The 9,683-nt window shown below is 58.8% G+C and carries 7 protein-coding genes; 4 read left to right on the plus strand and 3 right to left on the minus strand.

Translation table 11 applies throughout. The features are described from left to right. Positions 1-51: 51 nt before the first annotated feature. Together AC2FD8_RS05410 and AC2FD8_RS05415 are read right to left on the minus strand one after the other, a co-directional pair. Complete coding sequence (locus tag AC2FD8_RS05410; RefSeq protein WP_496854399.1) at positions 52-1,155, minus strand: cupin domain-containing protein; 1,104 nt, start codon at positions 1,153-1,155, stop codon at positions 52-54. Beyond that, positions 1,118-1,822 (minus strand): hypothetical protein, encoded by a 705-nt coding sequence (locus AC2FD8_RS05415; protein WP_496854400.1) that lies wholly within the window; start codon positions 1,820-1,822, stop codon positions 1,118-1,120. Before AC2FD8_RS05415 ends, AC2FD8_RS05410 begins: the two co-directional genes overlap by 38 nt. A gap of 173 nt (positions 1,823-1,995) precedes the next feature. On the opposite strand from AC2FD8_RS05415, the gene AC2FD8_RS05420 reads away from it, so the two are divergent. The 3 genes from AC2FD8_RS05420 (at position 1,996) to AC2FD8_RS05430 (ending at position 7,931) form a co-directional block, all read left to right on the plus strand. Then, the gene (locus tag AC2FD8_RS05420; protein ID WP_496854401.1) at positions 1,996-4,269 is read left to right on the plus strand and encodes an NADP-dependent malic enzyme; all 2,274 of its coding nucleotides are present in this window, start codon (positions 1,996-1,998) and stop codon (positions 4,267-4,269) included. Positions 4,270-4,537: 268 nt separating this feature from the next. After that, complete coding sequence (gene prpE, locus AC2FD8_RS05425; RefSeq protein WP_496854402.1) at positions 4,538-6,427, plus strand: propionate-CoA ligase PrpE; 1,890 nt, start codon at positions 4,538-4,540, stop codon at positions 6,425-6,427. Positions 6,428-6,491: 64 nt separating this feature from the next. After that, positions 6,492-7,931: an amidase family protein gene (locus tag AC2FD8_RS05430; RefSeq protein ID WP_496854403.1), complete on the plus strand. Its 1,440-nt coding sequence runs from the start codon at positions 6,492-6,494 to the stop codon at positions 7,929-7,931. Between the two features lie 257 nt (positions 7,932-8,188). On the opposite strand, the gene AC2FD8_RS05435 is transcribed toward AC2FD8_RS05430, so the two are convergent. After that, on the minus strand, positions 8,189-8,950 hold the full coding sequence (locus AC2FD8_RS05435) for an NAD kinase (protein WP_496854404.1): 762 nt from the start codon (positions 8,948-8,950) through the stop codon (positions 8,189-8,191). 167 nt (positions 8,951-9,117) lie between these two features. On the opposite strand from AC2FD8_RS05435, the gene AC2FD8_RS05440 reads away from it, so the two are divergent. Then, on the plus strand, positions 9,118-9,683 hold a 566-nt coding region (locus AC2FD8_RS05440), incomplete at its 3' end, for a PLP-dependent aminotransferase family protein (protein ID WP_496854405.1).

Here is a 9,683-nt window from a genome sequence, read left to right on the forward strand (position 1 = left end):
AATTTAGACCCTACCGGAAAACGAGGGGCGAATAGAAGCCCCGCCGCGCATTTATTCCAGCACCGTCTTGAACACCCCCGGCAAGGTCACTTCGAGCAGTTCGACATCGTCAGAGGGCTGCGACAAGCGCGTGCGCATCCCCGGTGGTATCACAAAGGCATCCCCCTGCTCCAGTTGATAGGGGTCACGGCCTTCGCCTTCCAGAGTGACCTCTCCGGTCATGACAAAGGTGAAATGGATGTCGGTGTCGTGGCTGGCCCAAACCGGTTCGCCCTGCCCGCGCCGGATGACCTGAACACCGGCAACGCCTTTGGTGTTCTCGGCAATCGTAGTATCGCGGCAGATATAACCCGGCAGTCGGAACGGCACCCAATCCGCATCTTTCGCCTGATTGTAGACAAAGCGTTGCCCCTGCCATTCCCGGTCGGGACGTAGATGCGGCGTCGGCAGTTCCATCTCGTGGTCAATCTCGGTGACATGTTCAGCTGGCACGCCGATCTCGATCACCTGCACATTGTCCGAGGCTTCCAGAACGCGGTGGCGGATTTCCGGCGGTTGAATAAAGCAATCCCCTGCGGTCAGGCGCAACTTGTCGCCCTGGTCCTCGTAGACGACATCGACCCAGCCATGGATGCAGAAGATCAGCTGGAACCCGACCTTGTGGAAATGCACCATATCCGGCACAGGGCCGCCATCTGGGATGCGGATATGGCTGGCAATGATGGACCCGCCCAAACGATCCGGCACAAGATCGCGATAGTGCATCCCGGCCCGTCCGATGATCCACGGTGCCTGATCCTTGAGCCTGCGCACCACAAAGGAATGCACCGTTTCAGGCATCACCAGTGGGGGGTCGACGTCCTCGATTTCGATACGCGTGCCATTCGGTGCAACCAGAACCCGGTCGCCATTGGCAAAACCCTCGGGGTTTTCGGTCAGAATACGTAGGGTGCCGGGGGCCTCAGGCGCGTCCTTTTCGACACGGACCCTTAGGCCATGGCCGGAAAACACGGCAACCCGGGGATCGTCAGCAGGATAGATCATGTCCATCTGCATCCCCAACACCTTGGTATAAAACGGAATATCGTCGCGCAATTCCTGCGTCGGCAAACGGATTTCAGCGCGGGTGTTCGCCGCGTGCGCTGTCTGGGTCATGCAAGCTCTCGTCAGTCGGTTCCTTCGGCCATCCGATCAGAACCGACGCCAGAATGCCAACCGAAAAATACATCTCGAGCGTTTCTTCCAGAACAAAAAGCCGCGCCTTCATGACCAAAGACATCGTAGCCTGATACAGGCCCAAGATTTCTTCGAGCCCCTGCGCCACAACTGCGGCCAATCCGGCCAGCACGAAGATCGCAAGGAAAGGCGCCTGAACCCTGACCGCCCGCCACGCGTTGGGAATGCCATGCCATAGTACGCCCCCAAGAACGACGACCGCCAGGGCGACACGCACCAGTGTCATATCCAACAGACCATCCAATCCGTTCAGCACCGCAAAAGGCAAGCTGCCTTCGGCGTAGATCTCCGCCTCAAGCTCACGCTCGGCCAGCAGCAGGCACCCGACGCCGATGTAGAGTTGCGTAAGGCCCCGGTACTTTACCAAGGCGACAACCCCGGCGGTAAACAGCCCTGCGGCCGAGATCGTCTCGATCAGCCCGCCTTCCTGGTTAAAAGCCGCAGCCTGCAAAGGAAACATAGCGACGACCACCAAAACCAAAGCGGCGGCACCCAATGCCATCCAAAACCAGAACCGATCCGTTCCAAACCGAAACCGCGATGGGGTGAACACCTCGGAGGATGAGATTTTTAGGTCATTGGACATTTTTGGGTCCTGGATCAGATCGCGCGAATTGCCGGTATGTAAATATTTTGTGACGATTAATCAAGCAAAGGGCCCTTTGCGGCCAGCCTTCGCCTAATTCCTGACGCAGCGTAGCCAAGCCCGAAGAAATAGTTTAAGGCTAAATCAAATTTTGCAGGGGAGCTTTACCGCCGATGTCTGACACACCCAGCTTGCGGCAGGCCGCGCTTGACTATCACGCCCATCCCAAGCCCGGGAAGCTTGAAATCAAGGCCACAAAACCCATGGCAAACGGTCGCGATCTGGCCCGCGCCTATTCGCCGGGCGTGGCCGAGGCCAGTCTTGAAATCAAGGCCGACCCCGCGAACGCAGAGCATTATACCGCACGCGGCAATCTTGTGGCCGTGGTGTCAAACGGAACGGCTGTTCTGGGTCTGGGCAATATCGGTGCGCTGGCCTCGAAGCCGGTGATGGAGGGCAAGGCCGTCCTGTTCAAGAAATTCGCCGGGATCGATTGCTTTGATATCGAGGTCGACCAACCCGACCCCGAAAAACTGGCAGATGTCGTCTGCGCGCTGGAACCGACCTTTGGCGCGATCAACCTTGAGGACATCAAAGCCCCCGATTGTTTCATCGTCGAAAAGCTGTGTCGCGAGCGCATGAACATCCCCGTTTTTCACGACGATCAGCACGGAACTGCCATTGTTGTCGGGGCCGCCGCCCGCAACGCACTGCACGTCGCCGGCAAAAAGTTCGAGGACATTAAAATCGTTTCGACCGGTGGTGGAGCGGCCGGGATCGCCTGCCTCAACATGCTGGTCAAACTTGGCGTCAAACGCGAGAATATCTGGCTGTGCGATATCCACGGACTGGTTTACGAGGGTCGCGCCGAGGACATGAACCCGCACAAGGATCAGTTCGCGCAGAAATCCGACCTTCGCACCCTGGACGATGTGATTGACGGTGCCGATTTGTTTCTGGGCCTGAGCGGACCGAATGTTCTGACGCCCGAGATGGTCGAGAAAATGGCTGACCGCCCGATCATCTTCGCTCTGGCCAACCCAACGCCCGAGATCCTGCCCCAAGCCGCGCGTGAGGTCGCTCCGGATGCGATCATCGCAACCGGACGTAGCGATTTTCCCAATCAGGTCAATAACGTGCTGTGTTTCCCGTTCATCTTCCGGGGCGCGCTGGATGTCGGCGCAACCGAGATCAATGACGAGATGCAGATCGCCTGTGTCGAAGGTATTGCCGAACTGGCCCGCGTCACCACCAGCGCCGAAGCCGCCGCTGCCTACAAGGGTGAACAGCTGACCTTTGGCCCGGACTACCTGATCCCTAAACCCTTTGATCCCCGCCTCGTGGGAATCGTTTCTTCGGCGGTCGCCAAAGCCGCAATGGACAGCGGCGTTGCGAAACGTCCGATCGACGATCTTGAGGTCTATAAGGAAAAGCTGAACCAGACCGTCTTCAAGTCTGCCCTGCTGATGCGCCCCGTGTTTGAGGCCGCTGCAGCCTCAAGCCGTCGGATCGTCTTCGCCGAAGGTGAGGATGAACGTGTATTGCGCGCCGCGCAGGCCATCCTTGAGGAGACAACCGAAACTCCGATCCTGATCGGCCGCCCCGAAGTAATCGAGGCCCGTTGTGAGCGTCTGGGTCTGGTCGTCCGTCCCGGCAAGGATCTGCAGATCGTGAACCCGGAAAACGATCCGCGCTACTACGACTATTGGAACTCGTACCACCAGATCATGCAGCGCCGGGGCGTCACCCCTGATCTGGCCAAGGCGATCATGCGTACGAATACCACAGCCATCGGCGCTATCATGGTACAGCGTGGCGAGGCCGACAGCATGATCTGCGGCACGTTTGGCGAATATCGCTGGCACCTGAATTATGTCGAACAGGTTCTGGGCACCCCCGACCTGCACCCGCACGGTGCTTTGTCGCTGATGATCCTGGAAGACGGCCCGCTGTTCATCGCCGACACCCACGTTCGACAATTGCCCAATCCGGCGGAACTGGCCGAAATCACGCTGGGCGCAGCCCGCCACGTGCGGCGTTTCGGGCTTGAGCCCAAGATTGCCTTCTGCTCGCAGTCGCAATTCGGCAACCAGGCCGAAGGCTCGGGCAAGCGACTGCGAGAGGCAATGGCGATTCTGGACAGCGAACCGCGCGATTTCACCTATGAAGGCGAGATGAATCTGGACACGGCCCTCAGCCCCGAACTACGCGAGCGTATTTTCCCGGCCTCACGTCTTGAGGGTGCCGCGAATGTCCTGATCTTCGCGCATGCAGATGCTGCAAGCGGCGTGCGAAATATTTTGAAGATGAAAGCCGACGGAATTGAAGTTGGCCCGATCCTGATGGGGATGGGCAACAAAGCACATATCGTGACCCCTTCAATCACTTCGAGGGGGCTGCTGAACATGGCTGCAATCGCAGGCACACCTGTGGCCCACTACGGCTAGTTCAAAGTGTCCAACGCCAGGCACCTATAGTGTGTCTGGCTGACCGACTCGGCCTGTTACCTTTGCACTCGCGAGTTTGCAGATTTGCAAAAATTCAAAGCCAGTCAGCAAAATTCCATATTACAAAACAGTTTGCAAAAGTTTGCAGACGATTTTCACCCATCCTGCAAATATTTTGCGATAAACTGACGCGCCGTCACTCGCGCCGCTTGCCCGCTGCCCTTTCGCTGCCTAACAACAATCTCAGTGATTTTGGGAGGAGGGCCTGATGGCATATCAAGACGTTTACGATGGCTGGAAAAACGACCCCGAGGCGTTCTGGATGGACGCCGCCAAAGGCATTGATTGGGTCTCGGCCCCCAGCAAAGCCCTTTTTGCCGACAATGCCCCTCTGTATGAATGGTTCAGCGATGCGCAGGTCAACACCTGCTGGAACGCCGTTGATCGTCACGTTGAAAACGGGCGTGGGGAACAGACAGCCATCATCTACGACAGCCCGATCACCCAAACCAAACGCGAAATCTCGTATGTCGAGCTGCGGAACCGGGTGGCGACGTTGGCCGGTGCGCTGCGCGCAAAAGGCATTGAAAAGGGCGACCGCGTCATCATCTACATGCCGATGATCCCCGAAGCGCTCGAGGCGATGCTGGCCTGTGCCCGTCTGGGTGCCGTGCATTCAGTGGTGTTCGGCGGCTTTGCCAGCAACGAACTGGCTGTACGGATCGACGACGCCAAGCCCAAAGCCATCATCGCCGCCTCCTGCGGGTTGGAGCCCGGCCGCGTGGTTCACTATAAACCTCTGCTGGACGGTGCCATCGACCTGGCCAGCCACAAGCCCGACTTCTGCGTCATCTTCCAGCGCGAACAAGAAGTGGCCCAGCTGATCGAAGGACGCGATTTCAACTGGCATGGCTTTCAATACGGTGTCGAGCCTGCCGAATGTGTGCCGGTCGCAGGCAATCATCCGGCCTATATCCTCTATACCTCGGGCACCACGGGGGCGCCCAAGGGCGTTGTGCGTCCGACCGCCGGGCATCTGGTCGCGCTGAACTGGTCGATGAAGAACATCTACAATGTCGATCCGGGCGATGTGTTCTGGGCGGCTTCGGATGTGGGTTGGGTCGTTGGGCACTCGTACATCTGTTACGCCCCGCTGATCCATGGCAACACCACCATCGTGTTCGAAGGCAAACCTGTCGGCACCCCCGACGCTGGCACCTTCTGGCGGGTGATCTCCGAGCATAACGTGCGCAGTTTCTTCACCGCCCCCACCGCGATCCGCGCCGTCAAGCGTGAAGACCCCAAGGGCGATCTGATTGGCGAATACGACCTGTCCGGTCTGCGCGCCATGTATCTCGCAGGTGAACGCGCCGACCCCGATACGATCACCTGGGCGCAGGATGCGCTGAACGTTCCGATCATCGACCACTGGTGGCAGACTGAGACCGGTTGGGCCATTGCAGGCAACCCGCTGGGGATCGAGGAACTGCCCATCAAACTGGGATCTCCGGCCAAGCCGATGCCAGGCTATGACGTTCAGATCCTCGACGAAGGCGGCCATCCGCTGAAACCGGGCGAGCTGGGCGCGATTGCGGTTAAGCTGCCACTGCCTCCGGGTACTTTGCCGACGCTGTGGAACGCTGAAGAGCGGTTCAAAAGCTCGTATCTGAACCAATTCCCCGGCTACTATGAGACCGGCGATGCGGGCATGATCGACGAGGACGGTTACCTTTATATCATGGCGCGCACCGATGACGTGATCAACGTCGCGGGCCACCGACTGTCAACCGGCGGGATGGAAGAAGTTCTGGCCGCCCATCCCGACGTGGCCGAGTGCGCGGTGATCGGTGTGTCGGACCAGTTGAAAGGCCAGATGCCGGTGGGCTTCCTGTGCCTGAATACCGGTGCCGACCGCGACCATACCGAGGTGTCGAACGAAGTCGTCAAGATGGTCCGAGACAAAATCGGCCCTGTGGCTGCCTTTAAGCTGGCTGTGGTGGTGGACCGCCTGCCCAAGACCCGCTCGGGCAAGATCCTGCGGGGCACCATGGTGTCGATTGCCGATGGCAAAGAATACAAGATGCCCGCGACCATCGACGACCCCGCCATCCTGGGCGAAATCAAGGACGCGTTGCAGACGATTGGCTACGCTCAGTAACCCGCCGCCACCTCTTGCAACCTGAAACAGGCCCCTTACTGTCTTGCCAAGACAGTGAGGGCCCATGACTCAAAGCAAAATCTGGCAACTCAGCGCCACTGAGCTGACCACCCTGACCCGCAACGGTGACCTGAGTGCAGAGGACGCCGTTGCCTCCTCCATCTCTCGCATGAACGCCGTCAATCCCGACCTGAATGCTGTGGTCGAGGATCTGAGCCAGCAGGCCTTGCAACGCTCGCGCGCCTTAGATCAGGCGCGGGCAGCTGGGGCACCGACCGGGCCGCTGCATGGGGTGCCGGTCACCATCAAGATCAATGTCGATCAAAAGGGCCACGCCACGACTAACGGGGTTGTAGCGCTCAAAGATGTCATCGCCCCCGATGACGCGCCGGTTGTGTCAAATCTTCAAAACGCAGGCGCCATCGTGATCGGCCGGACCAACACGCCCGAGTTTTCCTTCCGCGCCGACACCGACAATCCGCTTTACGGGCGCACGCATAACCCCTGGGGTCGGCATATCTCGGCCGGAGGGTCGTCGGGCGGCGCGGGTGCGGCCGTCATGGCCGGGATTGGCGCTTTGGCGCATGGAAATGACATTGGCGGAAGCCTCAGGTTTCCGGCTGCCGCCAACGGGGCGGTGACCGTCAAACCCGGCCTTGGTCGCGTCCCCGCCTGGAACCCCAGCCAAACGGCCGAGCGTGGAATACTCGCCCAATCCATGTCCGTTCAAGGCCTGATCACCCGGTCCGCAGCCGACCTGTCCCTGTCGATGCCCAGCCTGATCGCCCCAGACCCCCGAGACCCGTTTCATGTACCCCTGCCATGGCGGGGTGAGGCTTTGGACACTCCGATCAAAGTGGCCTTTACCAAGAAAACATTCGGGTACGCCCTTCACCCAGAGGTCGAAAAGGCGCTGGACACTGCGCGCGATGCGCTGGTTGATGCGGGCTATCAGGTGGTCGAGATTGATCCCCCTGATGTATTCGAATGCGGCCGCATCGGATACCGCACATTGATGGGCGAGGTGCTGACCCTTCTGAAATCCGATATCCAGGCGGTCGGTTCCCAAACCATCCGCGATATCTTTGACGTCTATTTTCAGGAATTCCCACCCATTGTCGAAACCGAGCTGCTGCAAATGCTCGCCAAACGCAGCCACTATGCCCGCGAATGGTCCCTCTTCCTTGAAGATTACCCTCTGGTCCTGTCCCCCTTCCTGCCTCAACCCTTTTTCAAGCCGGACCGCGACACCGAAGGGGCCGAAGGCGTGCATGAGGTTCTGGGCTGCGCAGTCTATTCCTATGCGATGAATTTCCTTGGCCTGCCCGCCGCCTGCGTGCCGGCGCGACTGGCAAATCTACCAAGTGGCCCGCAGCCCATCAATGTTCAGATCGCCGCGCAGCGCTGGCGTGAAGATCTGGCAGTCAATGCAGCGGCAGCAATCGAGGCGCGAGTCGGGCAGATGTGCAAACCCCTTTGGGAACAAATGTCCCACTCCGGCTGATCCCCAAAAAAATTGACCCCGGGTTTTTGTGCCCGGGGTCCACTTGCTTAAATATGCCCAGATTTCAAATAACGAGCGTGGCACCACCCACCCTCGCCAGCGCAAAAAATGCGCAAGTATGTCGAAAACGCCATTCGGTGGCCACTCACTCCCACCTAAGCGTGTTCTCCAGGCAAGATCACATTACCTATTGCATGCTCACTCGCATGTGAACTTGTTCACACAAGGAAAAACTATTTTTCAAAACTGACGAAATTCTAAGTGAATTGTTCAGAAATCAGGCGCTCTTCAAGGCCATGTCCGGGGTCGAAAAGAATGCGATGGGTGATTTCGGATTCCGAGCAGATTTCGACCCAATCGATGTCCGGAAAGGAGATCGAATCGGCGTCAGCCATCACCGGGCGTTTCTCGGCATCCAGCACGTCTATGCGAACTTTCGCGGTTTTGGGCAGCAAGGCCCCGCGCCACCGACGGGGCCGAAACGCGGCAATCGCAGTCAGGGCAAGCACATCCGCCCCGATCGGCAGAATCGGGCCGTGGGCCGAGTAATTGTATGCTGTCGATCCTGCAGGCGTAGACAGAAGCGCGCCATCACAGACGAGCTCTCCCATCCTTTCGCGGCCATCCACGCTGATCTTCAGACGCGCCGCTTGCGGACCTGCGCGCAACAGTGACACCTCATTGATCGCCAGCGCCTCATGCAGTTTCCCGGATTGATCCATAGCGCGCATGGCCAGAGGATTGATGACCTCCTCCTCGGCGTCATCGAGACGTTCCAAAAGATCAGTGTCAGAATATGTGTTCATCAAGAACCCGATGGTTCCGCGGTTCATCCCGTATACCGGCGCATCGAGGTGTTGCATGTTCTTGAGCGTGCGCAGCATGAACCCATCGCCACCCAGCGCCACCACCACATCCGCATCACGCGGCGCGGCGTTTCCGTATTTGGCAACAAGGACCTCGCGGGCTGATTGCGCGACCACAGCCTCGCTTGCGAGAAAAGCGATTCTCTTTTTCATTTTTTCCGGTTTCCGGTGCTGCACATTTGGTTCCGAAACAAACATACCTTTCCCCAATAGGCCAGAGTTGACGCCCACGCGGTGCAATTCGTCGCTTTAACGCTGTTGCCTTGGTTAGGTTTCCGATAGGAAATCCGCAAGCAATACCCCAGACATGTGGAGCTATCATGAACGCCAATCTCCGTGACACCGGTTTTTTCACTCAGTCCCTGTCCGACCGTGACCCTGAGCTTTTCGGCTCGATCACGTCCGAGCTGGGCCGTCAGCGCGACGAGATCGAGCTGATCGCGTCGGAAAACATCGTCTCTGCCGCCGTGATGGAGGCGCAGGGCTCGGTGATGACCAACAAATATGCCGAAGGCTATCCCGGCCGCCGTTACTATGGCGGCTGCCAGTTCGTCGACATCGCCGAAAACCTGGCCATCGACCGTGCGAAAGAGCTGTTTGGTTGCGGTTTCGCCAACGTGCAGCCGAACTCGGGCAGCCAGGCCAACCAGGGTGTGTTCCAGGCGCTGATCCAGCCCGGTGACACCATTCTGGGCATGAGCCTCGACGCCGGTGGTCACCTGACCCACGGTGCCCGCCCGAACCAGTCGGGCAAGTGGTTCAACGCGGTGCAATACGGCGTCCGCAAAGAAGACAACATGCTCGATTACGATCAGGTCGAGGCGCTGGCGAAAGAGCATAACCCCAAGCTGATCATCGCAGGCGGCTCGGCCATCCCGCGTCAGAT

The sequence above is a fragment of the Ruegeria sp. YTSC192 genome (assembly GCF_059609705.1).

What these genes read in the sequence shown, in the direction of transcription:
- AC2FD8_RS05410 (WP_496854399.1), bottom strand. Translation starts at nt 1,155, where the DNA reads ATGACCCAGACAGCGCACGCGGCGAACACCCGCGCTGAAATCCGTTTG.
- AC2FD8_RS05415 (WP_496854400.1), bottom strand. Translation starts at nt 1,822, where the DNA reads ATGTCCAATGACCTAAAAATCTCATCCTCCGAGGTGTTCACCCCATCG.
- AC2FD8_RS05420 (WP_496854401.1), top strand. Translation starts at nt 1,996, where the DNA reads ATGTCTGACACACCCAGCTTGCGGCAGGCCGCGCTTGACTATCACGCC.
- prpE (WP_496854402.1), top strand. Translation starts at nt 4,538, where the DNA reads ATGGCATATCAAGACGTTTACGATGGCTGGAAAAACGACCCCGAGGCG.
- AC2FD8_RS05430 (WP_496854403.1), top strand. Translation starts at nt 6,492, where the DNA reads ATGACTCAAAGCAAAATCTGGCAACTCAGCGCCACTGAGCTGACCACC.
- AC2FD8_RS05435 (WP_496854404.1), bottom strand. Translation starts at nt 8,950, where the DNA reads ATGAAAAAGAGAATCGCTTTTCTCGCAAGCGAGGCTGTGGTCGCGCAA.